The sequence below is a fragment of the Aurantimonas sp. C2-5-R2 genome, assembly GCF_036549495.1.
In the GTDB taxonomy this organism is placed as follows: domain Bacteria; phylum Pseudomonadota; class Alphaproteobacteria; order Rhizobiales; family Rhizobiaceae; genus Aurantimonas; species Aurantimonas coralicida_A.
Genome location: NZ_JAZHLJ010000011.1, coordinates 97,471 through 114,058, shown reverse-complemented (window position 1 = coordinate 114,058; position 16,588 = coordinate 97,471). Strand labels below are relative to the sequence as shown.

Here is a 16,588-nt window from a genome sequence, read left to right as displayed (position 1 = left end):
ACCAAGGTCGGCCGAAGAGACCGCTCATGATCGCGTGAAACACGTGCTCACGATCGCCTGAAATGGCTGCTCACAATCAGCGAAATGCGCACATTGGCATAGGTCGAGAGAACGGCGGAGAGGCCTGTCACTGCAAGAAGCGCCCAGAACATTGAGCCGGTAACGACGCCCAGTGCCAGCACGATAGCGGACATGCGTCCTCGCTCCATTGCAACGCCCATGATCGCCATATTGCTCGGGCCGGGGCTGGCGGTCGCGATCAAGTAGGTCGCATAAACGAGGAACAGTTGATCTACATGCTCGCTGCTCATCGTCACCATCCCCGTTGCTCCGCGATCGCCGTTTCCTACTGCGTGATCAGATCACCACGGTAGACAATATGGACTTTGTTTCCGTCGAGATCGCGCAGATAGGCACCAAAATAGCCGTCGCCGTAGTGAGGCCGTGGGCCCGGCGCTCCTTCATTCTTGCCTCCCACGGCCAACCCGGCTGCATGGGCGTCTGAGACCGCCTCTTCCGAAGGGGCCAGAAAGGCGACCATGCTGCCGTTTCCGGGCGTTGCCGACCCGCCGTCGAAGGGCACGTAAGCATAAAAGCGCGGCAGTGCATTGTCCCGGCAGACCCAGCACAAGGACGGCGGGCCACCGTCCGCAAGGACTGCCCGTTGCCGGAGTCCAAGGGGCTGGAGTACCGCATCGTAAAAACGAGATGCGAACTGAAGATCACTCACACCGACGGTAACGTGGCTGAACATGACGTCCCTTTTCTGACACTGCGGCGCTGCCGGTCACACACATCATCGTAGCCCGCAAAGCCGCGATTCAATATAAAACGCCTAACTCATGCACTGAGGATGCCGATGAGTTTCATGTCGCTCGTACTCATGTCGTCAGATGCCGGAACGCCGCGACCACCTGTTCATAGACGCCGCGCTTGAACGGCACGATCAGGTCGAGCAATTGATCCATCGGCTTCCAGGCCCATTGGTCGAACTCGGCACTGTGCCCGCCCGGCGGCGGGTTGATGGCGATCTCGCTGTCGTTGCCTTCGAAGCGGAAGGCGAACCAACGCTGGGTCTGCCCCCGATAGCGGCCCTTGAGGGCGATGCCGACGAGCTCGGGCGGCAGGTCGTAGTCGATCCAATCGGGTGCCTCGCCGAGCAGCGCGACGGAGCGCATGCCGGTCTCCTCGTAGAGTTCGCGGCGCGCCGCCTCCAGCGGATCCTCGCCCTTGTCGATGCCGCCTTGCGGCATCTGCCAAAGCTGCGTCGCCCCGGTCATCTCACCCTTGTCCACCATCATCCGGCGGCCGGACCAGACCAGTCCGTCGCGGTTGAGCACCATGACGCCGACGCAAGGGCGATAGGGAAGATTGTCGAATGCGATCGGTTTCATGCTGTGCCGTCCCGAGTGTCTGGGGCGCGGATCTCCCCTTCATCGGGTGGTGTTATCGCGCGCTCGGCGACGAGGGCAAGGGCATCGATGGAGCGCGGCGGTCAGCGGCGCTCCGTATCCTCGGCCAACGCGGAGACCGGCACGATCTCGATGCCGCGTCCGCTCGCCTCGGCAATCCATTCGGCAATGACCGCGACCGAGACGTCGAAGGCCGATGCGACGCCGATCGCCGCGCCTTCGGCGCGGGCGATGCGCTCGAGCGTATCCAACTGACGGCGGATGTCGGCCGCGTCCTGAGTCTCGTCGATCATCACGTTCGAGGCAGCGACCGGGACGTTCTGAAGCGTCGCCGTGTCCTTGGCGAGCGACCGCAGCGAGCTGGAATCGTCGAGATACATCAGGCCACGACGACCGAGTTCGGCGATCAGCGGCTCCATCGCCGAGGGATCGCCGGTGAACCGGCCGCCCATGTAGTTCATGATGCCGACATAGTTGGTGATCCGGCCAAGCGAGGCGTACAGCGCATCAAAGCGGCCGGCCGCCGCGTCGGCGACCGTCACGGTATTCTTGCCGGGATCGATCTGCGGATAGCCGATCGGCTCGAGCGGCACCTGCAGCAAAAGCTCGTGCCCTCCCCGCCGCGCGTCCTGCATCCAGCGGTCGAGACTGTTGCCCGCCGGCGCGAAGCCGAGCGTCACCGAGCCCGGCAAGGCGTTCAGGGCGTTCAACGTCCCGGTCTGGCTGATGCCGAGACCACCAACGACAATGGCGATGCGGGCGCCCGGTGTGCCGCTCGAGGATCCGGCATAGACGTCGAACGGCCGCCTGCCATCCGCCCCGCGCGTCGGCAGCGGGCCGTAGGCGCTTTCCTCGATGAGATCCGGGTCGGGCAGATGCGCGTCCGAGGGGCGTTGGCGATAGGTGACGGGATCCTCGATGCGGAAGCCGATCCCGCCGCCTTCATGCAGCGCCGGATCGTCCGGGCCCGAGATGACGATGGGCAGCGGCCTCTTCGCCACCGGAGCCGGTGCGGCGATGACCGTCGTGGCAGCGATTTGTTCGGCGGCGATCGACTGCGATGCTTCGGTAAAATAGTCGGTGACCCGACGTTCCGGCTGCCCGAGGAGTGCGGTCGTGAGCGAGCCGGCGACGACGAGCGCAGCCAAGGTCAGACCGCCGAGCGTCGACGCCGACGGTCGACGGCGGGCTTCGCCGTCGTCGCGATCGAGACCCAGGGGCTCATAGAGTTCGCCGTGCATTCTTCCCGTCTATCCGGCGAAGCTGGATCGTGGCTCGCGAGCGAGGGACAGGCGACGGCGGTCTCACTCACGAAAAAGGCCCGGCCATCCGAAGATGGCCGGGCCTTGGTTGTTCATCGCCAGCTATAGGCCGGCCGCGCGAAGGGATCAGTTGGCGGCGTTGGCTTCCTGCTTCGGCGGGAACATGGCGTTGGTCTTGACGCCGTTCAGGAGGTCGATTGCGTACTGCATCTGCAGATCGTCCTTCTTCTCCGGCGGCACATAGTCGAGCGAGCCGGAGCCCTGGTCGTCTTCCTCGTTGCCGGTGATGTGACCGCGCAGCGAGGATTCGCCACGAGAGATATCCTCCTGTGGATCGAGGCCCATCTGCTCGCGGATCTCCTGCGGCAGCGGCTGCTCGACGCCGATGTCGGGATCGATGCCGCGGCCCTGAATGGAACGGCCGGAAGGCGTGTAGTAGAGCGCCGTCGTCAGGCGCAGCGCGCCGTTGGCGCCGAGCGGGATGATCGTCTGCACCGAGCCCTTGCCGAAGGAACGCGAGCCGACGACGGTCGCGCGGCGCTGATCCTGCAACGCGCCGGCGACGATCTCGGACGCCGAGGCCGAGCCGCCATTGACGAGGACAACGAGCGGCTTGCCGTCGATCTCATCGCCAGTCCGGGCATTGTAGCGCCGGGTCTCGTCGGAGTTGCGACCGCGGGTGGAGACGATCTCGCCATTGTCGAGGAAGGCGTCGGAGACCGACACCGCCTCGTCGAGAAGCCCGCCCGGATTGCGGCGAAGGTCGAGGATGTAGCCCTTGAGCTTGTCCTCACCGACCTGTTCCTTGATGTCGGCGACCGCCGCTTCCAGACCGATCGTGGTCTGCTCGTTGAACTTCAACAGCTTGATGTAGCCGATATCTCCCTCGACCGAATGACGGACCGAGGGCACCTTGATCTCGTCACGCGTGACCGTCAGCCGCACCGGCTTGGTCGCGCCTTCGCGGATGATCGTCAGGCTGACGCTGGTGCCGATATCGCCCTTCATCTTCTCGACGGCCTCGCCGAGGGTGAGGCCGCGAACCTGCTCGCCATCGATCTCGGCGATCAGATCGCCGGCCATGACGCCGGCCTTGTCGGCCGGCGTGCCCTCGAAGGGCGAAACCACCTTGACGAGTTCGTCCTCCATGGTGACCTCGATGCCGAGACCGCCGAACTGGCCGCGGGTCTCGGTCCGCATGTCCGCCGCTTCCTTGGCGTTCATGTAGCTCGAATGCGGATCGAGCGACGTCAGCATGCCGTTGATGGCCGTCTCGATCAGCTTCTGGTCGTCGGGCTCGTCGACATATTGCGCGCGAACGCGTTCGAATACGTCGCCGAAGATCGCAAGCTGGCGGTAGGTATCGGAGCCCGCCGCGTTGGCGGTGCCGGCGTTCTGACTGACGACGGTCATCGCCGTCGCCCCCATCAGCGCCCCGGCGAAGAGTATCGAGAGCTTACGAATCATTCGTCGTCCTTCCAGAGGGTTCGTCCATCCACCAGGCAGACGGATCGACCGGTTTTCCGTCCTTGCGGAATTCGACATAAAGCGCGGGACGGGTCGCACCGAATTCCGCCACCGCGATGCTGGCAACACGTCTTGCGCCCATGACCGCGACGGGCTCGCCCGCCGAAACGAATTGGCCGGTCTCGACGTCGATCCGCTCCATACCGGCGAGCACGACATGATAGCCGTCGCCGGCGTCCAGGATCAAGAGCTGACCATAGGACCGGAACGGCCCGGAATACAAAACCCGACCGTCCGCAGGCGCCGTGACGGCGTCACCTGGCCGCGCCGCGAAGGATGCTCCCGTCGTCTCCCGCCCAATATCGTCTTTCCCGCCGAATCCGATCAGCTGCATGCCAGCCACCGGCTTCGACAAACGGCCTTTCATTGTCGAAAATGCGGCGGCCGGTTCGAGCCGCGCCGCCTCACGACGAAGTGAGGCAATATCGTATTCGGGCGTTGCGTCGGCGGACGGCGCGTCGGCTGGTTGCAACGCGGCGATTTCGACCGCCGCCTCGGCTGCCGGTTCGCTCTCAACCGCCCTATCATCTGGCGCGGCTGTCTCGGCCGCCGGTGGCTCGGCCGTGGCGACGACCGTCTCCGGAACGTCCTCGATCGCGGCCTCCCGCGTCCGCGCCGCTTCGGCGTCACGGGCCTCGGCCAGCAGCGTTGCCTCAGCCGCGCGCTGCGCGATGACGCGTGCCTCGCGCGTCAGGCGCTCCGCTTCCATGCGCCGGGCCTCCGCCAAGCGCCGGATTTCTACCGCCTGCGCCTTTTCGTCGGCCTGGCGGCGCATCTCCGCAAGGCGCGCCGCGTCCTCGGCGGCCTTGGCGCTGTCGACCTCGTTCTGCAACGAAGCGATCAGGTCTTTCAGGTCCGTCGCCTTTCCGGCGAGGTCGGCCGCCCGCGCGGCTTCGCTTGTTCGCCGCTCGCGATTGGTCGCTTCGAGCTTTTCCTTCTCGGCGAACAGCCGCGCAAGGCGCGCTTCCTCCTCGCGGTGCCGGGCGACCTGGCCGGCAAAGCGTTGCGTCTCGGAGACGATGGCGAGACGAACCGTTCCCAGACGTTCCAGATCGGCGACAAGCCGGTCGGTTTCCTCGCGAATGGCGGGAACGACGGCACCGAGAAGAATGGCGCTGCGGACCGAACCCAGCGCATCGCGCGGCTTGACCAGCAGCGCCGGCGGCGGCTTGCGGCCCATGCGCTGCAGCGCCCCGAGCACTTCGGCGAGGACGCCGCGGCGCTCGTTGAGCGAGGCCTTGATCAGCCCCTCCTCACTCGCCAGTTCGTCGACGCGCACCTCGGTCGCCGCCAATTCCTCGCTGACCGCCTTCTGGGCGGCGGCGGCATCGATCATCGCCTGGCGAATCCGGTCCCGGTCCTTGGCCAGCGCGTCGATCTCTTCGTCGAGCGAACTGATCGTCTCCCGCGACAACGCGATGGTGTTGGCAACGGCCACGAGATCGGCAGCGGTCTGGCGGCGCTGTTTTTCCAAGATAGTCGAGCGGGCCGTCTGGATCGAGGCGACCTGCATCGAATCGATGGCGGATTCGACGGGTTTGGCTTCGGTTCGAACCGCATCCGGCTGCGCGCCGGACGGAAACGGCAGGAGAACGGCACAGGCGATCGCCGCGGCGCTGATTCGCACGCCTCGCAACCCCCGTCCAGCCTTGCCTGTCCGCCTTTCGACCAAGACCGTTTGTCCTCCGCGATCCAACCGTCAGGATAGACGAGTCGCGCCATCTCGCATACCGGGAGCCACCCTAGAATCAGCGACTTAACAATCGATCAACCATCGCCGGCGCGCGGGGGGCTTTCCGCAAAAATCCACCGGGCACGCGACAACGCCTCCGCACCCGATCGGGCCGGAGTGGGTTCTCTGTCCCGTCCTTAAGTTTTGCGGCTTCGCCGCTCACTGACGGGTCCCTGATGCCGCTCCCAACAAGCGACGGAACGCCGGAGGCGAACCCTCCGACTGTTTTACGTCAATACGGTCCGCCTCCGGCATCCCGCGCGATGGGTGCCAAGGACACGCACGGGCTCTCGATTCCCGTGCGTCGCCGCACCATTCGCCTGCCGGCCCAACCTTTCGGCGNGCGCGATGGGTGCCAAGGACACGCACGGGCTCTCGATTCCCGTGCGTCGCCGCACCATTCGCCTGCCGGCCCAACCTTTCGGCGAGGACCGGACGGGCTGTGGGATGCCGCCGGGAGGAGCACGACCTCCAGGCCGGCGGCATGCCGCCTTCCCCGCAGAACGGAAGGCAGGCGCGGCCGTCACCAGGCCCGGTTCCCGCCGCTCCGGAAGCGGCCGAAACCGGCACCGCCCGCCAGGGATCGCTCCCCTTTGGCCCAACGAACGATCCCGGCGATCGTCCGCGCCCGTTCCTTCGACTGGCTCAGGATGGGCCGGCGGTGACGTGATTGTGCGGGAGAGTGAAAGGGGTGGGGATAAATTTTTTCCCGGCGCGATTGTCTCGGACACACGCGGACCCTTCTTACGCCGTCGAAGATGAGGGCGCCGGCCTTCGAGCTTCGTCATCCCGGCCTTGAGCCGGGACCCATGCCGCGACTTTTATTCCATCTTGTCCGGCGACGGAGTTGCGGCTCAAGCGGCTTGGAATGGATCCCGGCTCAAGGCCGGGATGACGACCGTATTGGGCGGTCGCGACTACTCGCCGACGATCGCGTAGATGAATGCGGCCCACCATCCCCCGCAGAAACATGAGGCGCCAGCCTTCGAGCTTCGTCATCCCGGCCTTGAGCCGGGATCCATGCCGCGACATTTTCCCATCCTGTCCGTCAACGGATTGGCGGCTCGGGCGGCTTGGAGTGGGTCCCGGCTCAAGGCCGGGATGACGCCCGCGTGGGACGGTCTCGCCGATCGCCGAAGTCGAAATGACGACCGTATTGAACGTCGCGGCTAGTCGGGCACGACCTGGACGCTCTGGCGTTGCCCGAGCTTCGTCCGGTAGCCTGCGGGCGATCGAGCGGGAAAGGCAGCGCGGTGGCGGGCCACGTCTACATCATGGCGAACCGACGCAACGGCACGCTCTACGCCGGCGTCACCAGCGACCTCGCCCAGCGGGTCTTCGAGCACAAGAATGGTCTGACGCCCGGCTTTGCGAGCCGCCACGGCTGCCGGCGCCTCGTCTGGTACGAGGAGCATTTCGATATCCGCGATGCGATCACGCGGGAGAAAACCATCAAGCGCTGGCCGCGCCGCTGGAAGATCGAACTGATCGAAGTGATGAACCCGGACTGGAACGAACTTTATCGCGGCAGTTGGTGAGGGACAGGTGGGCGCCGGTGCGATGCTTGCAGGATGGGCGCCGGTGCGACTCCGCAGGATGGACGCAGGCCTTCGAGCTTCGTCATCCCGGCCTTGAGCCGGGACCCATGCCGCGACATTTTCCCATCCTGTCCGGCGACGGATTGGCGGCTCAAGCGGCTTGGAATGGATCCCGGCTCAAGGCCGGGATGACGACGCGCTGATCATAATCCACCTCAGCGCTGCCCCCCTCAAACCCCTTCCACAAACCCCTCCAGCACGCGCTTCTGGCCGGCCTTGTCGAAGTCGACGGTGAGCTTGTTGCCCTCGACGGAGGCGACGGTGCCGTTGCCGAATTTCTGGTGGAAGACCCGGTCGCCGCTGGCAAAGCGGCTGTCCTCGGCGATGACGGATTTGGCTACCAGCTCGCCCTCGATCTCGCGCGGGCCGCCCTTTTTGGCCGAGGCGTAAAGGCCGAACCCCTGTTTCGGCGGCTGGTTGTGGCCCCTGCCCCCGTGGCGTCCGGACCGCGCATTCGATCTGCCGCCGCCATAGTCGATCTGGCGCGTGCGGCCGCCGGACCAGCCGTCGCCGGCCGAACTTCCTTTGCCCCCGGCAAAGCCGGCCCCGCTCTGACCATTTTGCGCGGCCGCCTGGGCCCGGCGCCAGCCCGGCGTCTGATAGGCGTTTTCCTGAAAGGCGGCGGCGCCGTCCCAGCGCGAGGCGCCGTAGCCGCCGTATTGGCTGGTGTTGGCCTCCATCACCTCGACATGCGCCTCGGGCAGCTCGTCGAGAAAGCGCGAGGGGATGGTCGATTGCCACAGGCCGTGAATGCGGCGATTGGAGACGAACCAGATCTTGGCCCGGCGCTTGGCGCGGGTGATGCCGACATAGGCGAGCCGGCGCTCTTCCTCCAGGCCCGAGCGGCCGCCCTCGTCGAGGGCGCGCTGATGGGGAAACAGCCCCTCCTCCCATCCGGGCAGGAACACGGTCTCGAATTCCAGCCCTTTGGCCGCGTGCAGCGTCATGATCGAGACGGCGTCGAGATCGGCGTTCTGCTCGGTGTCCATGACCAGCGCGACATGTTCGAGGAAGGAGGCAAGCCCCTCGTACTCCTCCATGGAGCGGATCAGCTCCTTCAGGTTTTCCAGCCGGCCCGGCGCCTCGGCCGAGCGGTCGGCCTGCCACATCGCCGTGTAACCGGATTCCTCCAGGATCTGCTCGGCCAGCTCGGTGTGCTTGGTGGAATCCAGCAGCCCGGCCCAGCGGACAAGGTCGGTGACGACGCGGCGCAGCGCGTTGCGCGGCTTCGGCTTCAGCTCCTCGGTCTCGACCATCTCGCCGGCGGCCGCGATCAGCGGGATTTTGCGGGAGCGGGCGTAGTCGTGCAGCAGGCGAATGGTGGCATCGCCGAGGCCGCGCTTCGGCGTGTTGACGATGCGCTCGAAGGCCAGATCGTCGGCGGGTTGGACGACGCAGCGGAAATAGGCGAGCGCGTCGCGCACCTCCATGCGCTCGTAAAAGCGCGGGCCGCCGATGACCCGGTAGTTGAGCCCCATGGTGACGAAGCGGTCCTCGAAGGTGCGCATCTGGAAGGAGGCGCGGACCAGGATCGCCATGTCGTTGAGGTCGTGATTGTCGCGGCGCTGCAGATCCTCGATCGACTCGCCGATGGCGCGCGCCTCCTCCTCCGAATCCCAGCCGGCATTGACCTCGACCTTCTGGTGCTCGGGGTCGGAAAAGTCGGTGAACAGCGTCTTGCCAAGCCGGTCCTCATTATGGGCGATGAGGTGGGAGGCGGCGCCGAGGATGTGGGCGGTGGACCGGTAGTTGCGTTCCAGCCGGATGACGGTGGCGCCGGGAAAGTCTTTGTCGAAGCGTAGGATGTTGTCGACCTCGGCGCCACGCCAGCCATAGATCGACTGATCGTCGTCGCCCACACAGCAGATGTTGATGGGAGTAAACCCCTCACCCGGTTCGCTGCGCGAACCACCCTCTCCCCAAGGGGGAGAGGAATGGCGCTCTTCCGCGGCCGTCGGCGAGCTCGCACCATTCTTCTCCCCTGCGGGGAGAAGGTGGCCCGAAGGGCCGGATGAGGGGGCCCGCCGCGTCGGCCTTTGCGCCAGGAGCCGCAGCCAGAGATATTGCGCGACGTTGGTGTCCTGATACTCGTCGACCAGGATGTAGCGGAAGCGCTTGTGATATTCGGCGAGGACATCCGGATGGGCGCGGAAAATGGCGATCGGATGCAGCAAGAGATCGCCGAAATCGCAGGCGTTGAGCGATTTCAGCCGCGCCTGATAGGCGGCGTAGAGCTCGCGGCCCTTGCCATTGGCGAAGGCGCGCGCGTCGCCCTCGGGAATGTCCTTCGGGGTCAGACCCTTGTTCTTCCAGGAATCGAGCATCTGGGCGAAGCCGCGCGCCGGCCAGCGCTTGTCGTCGAGGTTTTCCGCCTGGATCAGCTGCTTGATCAGCCGGATCTGGTCGTCCGTGTCGAGGATGGTGAAGTTGGATTTCAGCCCGACCAGCTCGGCGTGGCGGCGCAGGATCTTGACGCCGATCGAGTGGAAGGTGCCGAGCCAGGGCATGCCCTCGACCTGTTCGCCGACCAAAAAGCCGACGCGGTTCTTCATCTCGCGCGCCGCCTTGTTGGTGAAGGTGACGGCGAGAATCTGCGACGGAAAGGCGCGGCCGGTGGCGAGGATATGGGCGATGCGCGTCGTCAGCACCCGCGTCTTGCCGGTACCGGCGCCGGCCAGCACCAGAACGGGACCCTCGGTGGTCTCGACGGCGGCGCGCTGCTCGGCGTTGAGGCCGGCGAGATAGTCGGGCGCGCGCGAGCCACGGGCGGCCATGGCGCGGGCCGCGATGGAGCCGGCCCGGGGAGCGGCGGGGCCGGAAGGATCATGGGAATCGGTCATCGCCCGCAATGTAATGGTTCGGGCGCGGAACACTAGGGGAACGCGGTCGCCTTGCGGGCGGAGGCTACCGCATTAGTATTCCCAATGATGGAGCAAGGGAGCAAGCGCAATGGCCGACGAGACACCCCGGAAGCCGAAGATCACCCAGGCGATGATCGACGCCTATGACGAATACACCCATCTGACGCTGGACCGGCGCGGCTTCATGGCCAAGCTGACGGCGCTTGCCGGCTCGGCGACGGCCGCCGCCGCGATCGCGCCGCTGATCGGCGCGTCCAAGGCGAGCGCCCAGATCGTCGACCCGCAGGACGAGCGGGTGACGACAGTGTGGGCGAAATTCCTGGCCGCCGGCGCCGAGATGAAGGCCTATGTCGCCAAGCCGACCGACGCCGAGGGGACGCTCCCCGGGGTCCTCGTGATCCACGAAAATCGCGGTCTCAACGCCCATATCCAGGACGTCGCGCGGCGGTTGGCGCTGGAGGGCTTCGTCGCGGTCGCGCCAGACTTCCTGTCCACCGATGGCGGCACGCCGCCGGACGAGGACAAGGCGCGCGAGATGATCGGCGCGCTCGACGGCGCCAAGACGGTGGAGAGCGCCGTCGCGGCGCGCGAATGGGCGACGAGCGAGGCCGGCACCACCGGCCAAGTCGGGGCGGTCGGCTTTTGCTGGGGCGGCGGGCTGGTCAACAGCCTGGCGGTCACCGATCCGGAGCTCGGCGCCGGCGTCGCCTATTACGGCCGCCAGCCGGACGCGGCCGATGTCGCAAAAATCAAGGCGCCGATGCTCCTGCACTATGCCGGGCTCGACGAGCGCATCAATGCCGGCATCGACGCCTACAAGGCGGCGCTGGAGGCGGCCGGGGTGGAGCATGCGATCGTCGTCCATGAGGGCGTCAACCACGCCTTCAACAACGACACATCGGCGGCGCGCTACGACAAGGCGGCGGCGGACAGCGCCTGGGAGCAGACGGTCGCGTTCCTGAAGCAGCACCTCGGCGGCGGTTGATTCCGCCGCGTTCCGGCTACCGCACGATCGCCAACAAGGGACCGACACGCACCATCCAACCGCCCGAATGCGCGGACGAGCGCCGTATGGCGCGCGACCGGGCGAGATATCGTGGCGTCGTTTACAGAATTTTAACCCTCGTCCGCCGCCAGATTATTAATCTGGATGCCGTTTAGTCACCACATCGAATTCGTCGCTCGGCCAAACCTTGCCGCGACGCGTGGATGAGGATGGCGATGAAGACCCCGGACTATCACGATGGCGGCCCTGTGGAGGTCGTCGCCTTCCGTGTCAACGAGCAAGAATTCTGCGTCCGCACGATTTCGGTGCGCGAAATCCGGGGGTGGTCGCAATCGACCCCCTTGCCCAATTCCTCGCCCGACATCCTGGGCATGATCAATCTGCGCGGGACGGTCATTCCCGTGGTCAGCATGGCGCAGAAGCTCGGCATGACCGCCGCGCCGCCGAATCCTCGCAGCGCCATTGTCGTCGTCGAGGTTCAAGACACGATTCTGGGCCTGCTCGTGGACGGTCTCTCCGACCTCCTGACCTTCGACGGCTCCACTATCCAGCCGGTTCCGGAAATGACCGGCGGCTACGACAAGAGCTATACCGAAGGCATCATCGCGCACGCCGACGGCATGATCTGCTTCCTCAACCTCGACCACATGTTTCCCGACGTCGCAAAATTGGCTGCCGCGGCGTAATGCCGCAAGGGGAGCCGGGGGCCGCCGCCAACTAACGGCGGCACCTTCGGTGTTCGCCCTCGGCCCTCGATCGAGGTACCAACGCCGCGATCAAGTGGCAGGCGCGAATTCCGGTTATTTCAGAGCTCGTTACGCGAAACGCGACAAAGGCATTTCAGGTTTGCATCGGATGCCATTGGGCCGTGCGCCGGCAATAACAATTATCATCCGTACTCTTTTTACATCGCACCTTCCTCACCGATGCGTGATGCCCAATACTTACGAATGAAATCAGTTGTTAACAGATAGCCGTCTAACAACCCCATTAAGCTCGCTTGCCGGATGCCAAGCGTATGCCTGAGCGTCGCGAAAGCGTGCCCGGCGGTCCGACGAGAGACGCGCCTTCATTTTGGCGCGAGTTCAATTGAGTCCGACCGGAAAGTCGGCAGTGAGGGTGAGGAGATAGGTTTGATGGGTATTCTACCGGCAGGATTTGGGAGTGGCGATTCAAAGGCCATTCTCGCGGCGCTCAGCAAGTCGCTCGCAACGATCGAGTTCAAGCCAGATGGCACTATCATCACGGCCAATGAGAACTTCTGCAGCGCGATCGGCTACGACGTCAGCGAGATCGCCGGACGGCATCATTCGATGTTCGTCGAACCGGCCTACGCCCAGAGCGCCGAATACAAGGAGTTCTGGGCCAAGCTCGGACGCGGCGAATTCGATGCGCGCGAATACAAGCGCTTCGGCAAGGGCGGCAAGGAAATCTGGATCCAGGCCACCTATAATCCGATCCTCGGTTCCGGCGGGAAGGTTCAAAAAGTCCTCAAGATCGCGACGGACATTACCGCCGCCAAGCTGGTTTCGGCCGAAAATTCCGGCAAGCTCGAAGCCATCGGTCGGGCGCAGGCGGTGATCGAGTTCACCGTCGACGGCAAGATCCTCACCGCGAACGACAATTTCCTGAACGCGATGGGCTATGGGCTAGACGAGGTCGCCGGACGACACCATTCGATGTTCGTCGAACCGGCCTATGCCCAATCACCGGACTACCGCAATTTCTGGACGCGGCTCGGCAGCGGCGAGTTTGTGTCCGAGGAATTCAAGCGGATCGGCAAGGGCGGCAAGGAAATCTGGATCCAGGCGTCCTACAACCCGATCTTCGACATGAGCGGCAAGGTGATGAAGGTGGTCAAATTCGCGACCGACATCACCGGGCGCGTCGAAGCCGTCAACGAGCTCGCCCACGGACTCGGCCGGATGGCCGATGGCGACGTGCGTCAGCGTATCACTCGACCCTTCATTCCGTCACTCGACAAGTTGCGCGAAGACTTCAACGAGTCCGTCGGCACTTTGGAGGCGGCCCTGCAGAAGGTTGGAGAGAATGCGTCCGCCATTCATAGCGCCAGCGCCGAAATCCAGACCGCGTCCGACGATCTGGCGAAGCGGACGGAACAGCAGGCTGCGTCCGTCGAGGAGACCGCCGCCGCGATCGAAGAGATGACGGCGACCGTGAAGAGTTCCACCGAGCGGGCCGAAGGGGCCGGGCAACTGGTCACCCAGACCAGGGCGGGAGCGGAGAAGTCCGGCGAGGTCGTGCGGCGTGCCGTCGCCGCAATGGGCGAAATCGAGGCCTCGTCCGGCCAGATCGTCAACATCATCGGGGTGATCGACGAGATCGCCTTCCAAACCAATCTCCTGGCTCTCAACGCTGGGGTGGAGGCGGCGCGCGCCGGCGAAGCCGGCCGGGGCTTCGCGGTCGTCGCCCAGGAAGTGCGCGAACTCGCCCAACGCTCGGCGAAAGCGGCGAAGGAGATCAAGAGTCTGATCAACACCTCGGGCGAGAACGTCAAGCTGGGTGTGGGGCTGGTCGGCGAGACGGGTGCCGCGCTCGAGACCATCGTCAGCGAGGTGAAGGAGATCGACCAGCACGTCACGGCGATCGTCGAGGCCGCGCGCGAACAAATGGTCGGGCTTCAGGAGATCAACAAGGCCGTCGCTTCGATCGACCAGGGCACGCAGCAGAATGCCAGCATGGTGGAGGAGTCCTCCGCGGCCTGTCACGGTCTCAGCCAGCAAGCCGCGGCCTTGACCGAACTGTTGGGCCATTTCGACCTCAGCGACGAACGGCAGGGAGCGCAGCCCGCCGGCCGAAAAGTCTCGAGGATGCCGGATTCTCCAGCCCGGCAGCTCGTCGGGAAAGTCTCCCGCGCCTTCGCGACCAATGGCAACGCGGCAGTCGACGCCAACACATGGGAGGAATTTTGATGGCTCCCGACATCGGAGAGGACGGCGGACCGCTCGAAATCGTCGCCTTCCGCATCAACGAGCAGGAGTTTTGCGTCCGGACCATCTCGGTCCGCGAAATCAGAGGGTGGTCGCAATCGACTCCCTTGCCGAACTCCCCGCCGGACATCCTGGGCTTGATCAACCTGCGCGGCACCATCATTCCAGTGGTCAGCATGGCCCGCAAGCTCGGAATGACCGCCACGGACCCCAATCCGCGCAGCGCCATAGTGGTGGTCGAGGTTCAAGGCAAGACGCTCGGCCTTTTGGTCGACCGCCTGTCCGACATCATGACCGTCGATCATTCCAGCATCCAGCCCGTCCCCGAAATGAGCGGAGCTTACGAGAAGAGCTACGCCCAGGGGATCATCGCGCATTCGGACGGCATGATCTGCTTCCTCAACCTCGAACAGATGTTTCCGCAGGCCGTCGCGCTCGCGGAAGCGGCGTAACGCGAAACAATCCAGGAGGCCGGGCGCGCACCCATGCGGCCGGCCTTTCGCCGAACACTTATCTCCTGTGCCAGCACGGCGATCAGCGGTTGCCGGAATCCAGCAGCGTATCCAGGATCGGGCACTCGGGCACATTGCCGCCCTCGCATTCCGCCGAGACCGCCACGAGCGTACGCTCCAGGCGCTCAAGGTCGGCGATCTTGGCGCGGATGCCGTCGATATGGCGACGGGTCAGCGCCAGAACCTCGCCGCACGTCGTGTCGCGCGCATCGGTGAGACCCAGCAATCCCCGCAATTCCTCGATCGAGAAGCCGAGTTCGCGGCCGCGCAGGATGAAGCCGAGCCGCGCCTGATCATCCGGCGCATAGAGCCGGTGACCGCCCTCTGAGCGGTCCGGAACGCCGAGCAGCCCGATTTTCTCGTAGTAGCGGATCGTCTCGCTGTTGCAGCTCATGCGCTTGGCCAGTTCGCCGCGCTTGAGGACCGCTCTCGCAGCCGTGATCGCCATAGCGGAAAAAACCTCTTGAACCTGTAGTCGCTACAGACCGTAGATGTTGCTCGACGCGAAAGCGAGGGCCAATCAATATGAGCGACACAGCAGCCGAGATCGGACGAAAAGACGCGATGCCTGCCGCCCCGGAACGGCGCGAGGGGTGGTTCGCAGGCGGCGGTGTCGTCGGCGCGGTGCTCGCCTCGTCCTGCTGCATCGCGCCGCTGGTTCTGGTCACGCTGGGGATCAGCGGAGCCTGGATCGGCAATCTGACGGTGCTGACCCCCTACCAGCCGTATTTCGTCGCCCTGACGCTGGTGTTTCTCGGGCTCGGCTTTTGGCAGGTCTATTTCCGGCCGAAAGCGGCTTGCGCGGTCGGCGCCGCCTGCGCCCGCCCCATTGCCTCGCTGATCACCCAGAGCGCCCTTTGGATCGCCACCGTCCTGGTCATCCTGTCGATGACCAACGCCTGGTGGGCACCGTTATTCTATTAGGAGACCACGCATGAAACGCCTGTCGACCCTTTCCGTGGCCGCTGCGATGCTGAGCGTCGCCGGACTTGGCGCGGCCCTGCTTGCCCCGGCGGCGATCGCGCAAACGCAGACGGAAGCCGCTCCGGCGCTTCAGACCCAAACCTTCACGATCGAGAACATGACCTGCCCGACCTGTCCGATCACCGTCAAACTGGCGATGAGCGGGCTCGACGGTGTTACTTCGGTCGCGGTCGATCTCGACGCCCAGACGGCCACGGTGGTGTTCGATCCGGCGATAGTCACGCCGGGCGACCTCGCCGAAGCCTCGACCAACGCCGGCTACCCGGCGACAATCACCGGAAGCTGATCCGCCATGAAAGACAGGACGCTTCTCAAGACCGGCATTGTCGGCTCGGTGATCGCGGCGATCTGCTGCTTCACTCCGGCGCTGGTGATCCTCTTCGCCTTCGCCGGGGTCTCCGCCTGGCTGGCCTTCGCCGACTATGTGCTGTTTCCGCTGCTGTTCCTGTTTGTCGGCATCACCGCCTACGCCCTCCTGCTACGCCACCGCCACAAGAAAGCCGCCTGCTGATGGAACCTCGCTCCACCCTCACCTGCCCGCAATGCGGACACCAGGAAACCGAAACCATGCCGACCGACGCCTGCCAGTTCTTTTATGACTGCAAGGGCTGTGGCGCGCTGCTCAGGCCGAATACCGGGGATTGCTGCGTCTATTGCTCCTTCGGCAGCGTGCCCTGTCCGCCGATCCAGGAAGCGCGGGCGAGCGGCGAAACCGCCGCCTGCTGCGCGAGCTAGAGTTAGCC

16 protein-coding genes and 1 pseudogene are annotated in these 16,588 nt (G+C 65.1%); 9 read left to right on the top strand and 8 right to left on the bottom strand.

Annotated features, from left to right (window positions below):
- Positions 1–77: 77 nt before the first annotated feature.
- The 6 genes and pseudogenes from VQ044_RS07940 to VQ044_RS07915 form a co-directional block, all read right to left on the bottom strand.
- Positions 78–311, bottom strand: a pseudogene (locus VQ044_RS07940) (LysE family transporter); the annotation flags it as partial.
- A 35-nt stretch (positions 312–346) separates the two neighbouring features.
- Complete coding sequence (locus VQ044_RS07935) at positions 347–754, bottom strand: VOC family protein (RefSeq protein WP_327622963.1); 408 nt, start codon at positions 752–754, stop codon at positions 347–349.
- Positions 755–881: 127 nt separating this feature from the next.
- On the bottom strand, positions 882–1,394 hold the full coding sequence (locus VQ044_RS07930; protein WP_327649986.1) for an RNA pyrophosphohydrolase: 513 nt from the start codon (positions 1,392–1,394) through the stop codon (positions 882–884).
- A gap of 101 nt (positions 1,395–1,495) precedes the next feature.
- Positions 1,496–2,653 (bottom strand): divergent polysaccharide deacetylase family protein, encoded by a 1,158-nt coding sequence (locus VQ044_RS07925; protein ID WP_327651386.1) that lies wholly within the window; start codon positions 2,651–2,653, stop codon positions 1,496–1,498.
- A gap of 147 nt (positions 2,654–2,800) precedes the next feature.
- Entirely contained in the window at positions 2,801–4,141 is a 1,341-nt protein-coding gene (locus tag VQ044_RS07920; RefSeq protein WP_327649982.1) for a S41 family peptidase, read from the bottom strand.
- Complete coding sequence (locus VQ044_RS07915) at positions 4,131–5,828, bottom strand: murein hydrolase activator EnvC family protein (RefSeq protein ID WP_327649980.1); 1,698 nt, start codon at positions 5,826–5,828, stop codon at positions 4,131–4,133. The genes VQ044_RS07920 and VQ044_RS07915 overlap by 11 nt, the downstream gene beginning before the upstream one ends.
- A 1,358-nt stretch (positions 5,829–7,186) precedes the next feature.
- Here VQ044_RS07915 and VQ044_RS07910 point away from each other — a divergent pair.
- Positions 7,187–7,471, top strand: a complete 285-nt coding sequence (locus tag VQ044_RS07910) for a GIY-YIG nuclease family protein (protein ID WP_327646315.1) — start codon at positions 7,187–7,189, stop codon at positions 7,469–7,471.
- A 230-nt stretch (positions 7,472–7,701) separates the two neighbouring features.
- Here VQ044_RS07910 and VQ044_RS07905 read toward each other — a convergent pair whose 3' ends face one another.
- Positions 7,702–10,371, bottom strand: a complete 2,670-nt coding sequence (locus VQ044_RS07905) for an ATP-dependent helicase (protein WP_327646313.1) — start codon at positions 10,369–10,371, stop codon at positions 7,702–7,704.
- Between the two features lie 109 nt (positions 10,372–10,480).
- Here VQ044_RS07905 and VQ044_RS07900 point away from each other — a divergent pair, with 109 nt between their 5' ends.
- From VQ044_RS07900 to VQ044_RS07885, 4 genes are all read left to right on the top strand, one after another.
- Positions 10,481–11,377, top strand: a complete 897-nt coding sequence (locus VQ044_RS07900; RefSeq protein ID WP_327646311.1) for a dienelactone hydrolase family protein — start codon at positions 10,481–10,483, stop codon at positions 11,375–11,377.
- A gap of 230 nt (positions 11,378–11,607) precedes the next feature.
- Positions 11,608–12,084, top strand: a complete 477-nt coding sequence (locus VQ044_RS07895) for a chemotaxis protein CheW (protein WP_442872879.1) — start codon at positions 11,608–11,610, stop codon at positions 12,082–12,084.
- A 450-nt stretch (positions 12,085–12,534) separates the two neighbouring features.
- Entirely contained in the window at positions 12,535–14,331 is a 1,797-nt protein-coding gene (locus VQ044_RS07890; protein ID WP_327646309.1) for a methyl-accepting chemotaxis protein, read from the top strand.
- Positions 14,331–14,801 carry a chemotaxis protein CheW gene (locus VQ044_RS07885; RefSeq protein ID WP_327622973.1) on the top strand — a complete coding sequence of 157 codons (471 nt, stop codon included), beginning with the start codon at positions 14,331–14,333 and terminating at the stop codon, positions 14,799–14,801. Before VQ044_RS07890 ends, VQ044_RS07885 begins: the two co-directional genes overlap by 1 nt.
- An 82-nt stretch (positions 14,802–14,883) precedes the next feature.
- Here the strand turns inward: VQ044_RS07885 and VQ044_RS07880 are convergent, their stop codons facing one another.
- Positions 14,884–15,309, bottom strand: coding sequence for a MerR family transcriptional regulator (locus VQ044_RS07880; RefSeq protein ID WP_327646308.1), 426 nt, complete (start codon positions 15,307–15,309; stop codon positions 14,884–14,886).
- 77 nt (positions 15,310–15,386) lie between these two features.
- On the opposite strand from VQ044_RS07880, the gene VQ044_RS07875 reads away from it, so the two are divergent.
- Genes VQ044_RS07875 through VQ044_RS07860 form a run of 4 tightly spaced genes read left to right on the top strand, consistent with a single transcriptional unit; the run spans position 15,387 to position 16,580 of the window.
- Positions 15,387–15,785: a mercuric transporter MerT family protein gene (locus VQ044_RS07875; RefSeq protein ID WP_327646306.1), complete on the top strand. Its 399-nt coding sequence runs from the start codon at positions 15,387–15,389 to the stop codon at positions 15,783–15,785.
- A gap of 10 nt (positions 15,786–15,795) precedes the next feature.
- Positions 15,796–16,131, top strand: a complete 336-nt coding sequence (locus VQ044_RS07870) for a heavy-metal-associated domain-containing protein (protein WP_327646304.1) — start codon at positions 15,796–15,798, stop codon at positions 16,129–16,131.
- Positions 16,132–16,137: 6 nt separating this feature from the next.
- Positions 16,138–16,356: a mercury resistance system transport protein MerF gene (gene merF / locus VQ044_RS07865; RefSeq protein ID WP_206454502.1), complete on the top strand. Its 219-nt coding sequence runs from the start codon at positions 16,138–16,140 to the stop codon at positions 16,354–16,356.
- Complete coding sequence (locus VQ044_RS07860) at positions 16,356–16,580, top strand: GDCCVxC domain-containing (seleno)protein (RefSeq protein ID WP_327646302.1); 225 nt, start codon at positions 16,356–16,358, stop codon at positions 16,578–16,580. Before merF ends, VQ044_RS07860 begins: the two co-directional genes overlap by 1 nt.
- The last annotated feature ends 8 nt before the right edge of the window (positions 16,581–16,588 follow it).

Coding starts and splice junctions, on each gene's coding strand:
- VQ044_RS07935 (WP_327622963.1), bottom strand. CDS start 754: ATGTTCAGCCACGTTACCGTCGGTGTGAGTGATCTTCAGTTCGCATCT.
- VQ044_RS07930 (WP_327649986.1), bottom strand. CDS start 1,394: ATGAAACCGATCGCATTCGACAATCTTCCCTATCGCCCTTGCGTCGGC.
- VQ044_RS07925 (WP_327651386.1), bottom strand. CDS start 2,653: ATGCACGGCGAACTCTATGAGCCCCTGGGTCTCGATCGCGACGACGGC.
- VQ044_RS07920 (WP_327649982.1), bottom strand. CDS start 4,141: ATGATTCGTAAGCTCTCGATACTCTTCGCCGGGGCGCTGATGGGGGCG.
- VQ044_RS07905 (WP_327646313.1), bottom strand. CDS start 10,371: ATGACCGATTCCCATGATCCTTCCGGCCCCGCCGCTCCCCGGGCCGGC.
- VQ044_RS07900 (WP_327646311.1), top strand. CDS start 10,481: ATGGCCGACGAGACACCCCGGAAGCCGAAGATCACCCAGGCGATGATC.
- VQ044_RS07895 (WP_442872879.1), top strand. CDS start 11,608: ATGGCGATGAAGACCCCGGACTATCACGATGGCGGCCCTGTGGAGGTC.
- VQ044_RS07890 (WP_327646309.1), top strand. CDS start 12,535: ATGGGTATTCTACCGGCAGGATTTGGGAGTGGCGATTCAAAGGCCATT.
- VQ044_RS07885 (WP_327622973.1), top strand. CDS start 14,331: ATGGCTCCCGACATCGGAGAGGACGGCGGACCGCTCGAAATCGTCGCC.
- VQ044_RS07880 (WP_327646308.1), bottom strand. CDS start 15,309: ATGGCGATCACGGCTGCGAGAGCGGTCCTCAAGCGCGGCGAACTGGCC.
- VQ044_RS07875 (WP_327646306.1), top strand. CDS start 15,387: ATGAGCGACACAGCAGCCGAGATCGGACGAAAAGACGCGATGCCTGCC.
- VQ044_RS07870 (WP_327646304.1), top strand. CDS start 15,796: ATGAAACGCCTGTCGACCCTTTCCGTGGCCGCTGCGATGCTGAGCGTC.
- merF (WP_206454502.1), top strand. CDS start 16,138: ATGAAAGACAGGACGCTTCTCAAGACCGGCATTGTCGGCTCGGTGATC.
- VQ044_RS07860 (WP_327646302.1), top strand. CDS start 16,356: ATGGAACCTCGCTCCACCCTCACCTGCCCGCAATGCGGACACCAGGAA.